The following is a 1,031-nucleotide window of genomic DNA, read 5'->3' on the forward strand; positions in this document are numbered from 1 at the left end:
AGGCGGTCAAAGTCTCGGTCGCTTTGTCGTCGGTGTAACCTTTGGAGGCGGTTAAAGTCTCAGTCGCTTTACCATCAGTATAGCCTTTTGAGGCGGTTAAAGTCTCGGTTGCTTTGTCGTCGGTGTAACCTTTTGATGCGGTTAAGGTTTCAGTTGCTTTTTCGTCGGTATAACCTTTGGAGGCGGTCAAAGTCTCGGTCGCTTTGCCATCGGTGTAACCTTTGGAGGCGGTCAAAGTCTCGGTCGCTTTGTCGTCGGTGTAACCTTTGGAGGCGGTCAAAGTCTCGGTCGCTTTGTCGTCGGTATATCGTTTATTTACCGCATCTGTATCATTTGTCGCATCTGCCACATTAGTGATACGTTTTTCGAAACCCTTGCTACCAACTGAAATTGTATCTCTTTCATTTGCAATGGAGAAACTACCGATGGCGGTTGCGCCTGTCGCGGTGGCTTGGCTATTACTGCCAAACACGCTGCTGTCTGTACCTGATGCGGTATTCTGATAACCAACTGCAACACTATAGTCACCCTCTGATGTATTTTCAAAACCGACGGCACTACTGTTCTCACCTGATGCTGTATTATTATAACCGACGGCGCTGCTATTTACATTCGAGGCGGTATTTTTATAGCCAATTGCACTGCTATTTATGTTCGATGCCGTGTTGTTATAACCAAATGCACTACTATAACCCTCTGAGGCGATATTATTAGAGCCTACCGCACTACTATTGATACGCGATGCGGTATTGTTATAACCAACGGCACTACTGTACTTAACTGATGCTTCATTATTAGCACCTAACGCACTACTATAATCACCTGATGCTGCATTAGTATAACCAACCGCACTGCTATAAATACCCGAAGACTCATTAGAAATACCTGTTGCGCTGCTATAACTGCCCTTTGCTTTATTTGCATAGCCTAGCGCAGTAGCTTCACTCAATGCTTCATTATCAATACCTAAAGCACTGCTATTGAGACCGTCTGCTGCATTATTTATTCCACAGGCTAGTGCAATTGCACCT

The 1,031-nt window shown here is 45.2% G+C and carries 1 pseudogene; it reads right to left on the reverse strand.

The features are described from left to right. A pseudogene (locus tag ABYT07_RS21400) lies at window positions 1–1,031 on the reverse strand (hypothetical protein); the annotation flags it as partial.

Origin of the sequence: Sulfitobacter sp. (genome assembly GCF_041552635.1) — a bacterium.
Taxonomy (GTDB): Bacteria; Pseudomonadota; Alphaproteobacteria; order Rhodobacterales; family Rhodobacteraceae; genus Sulfitobacter.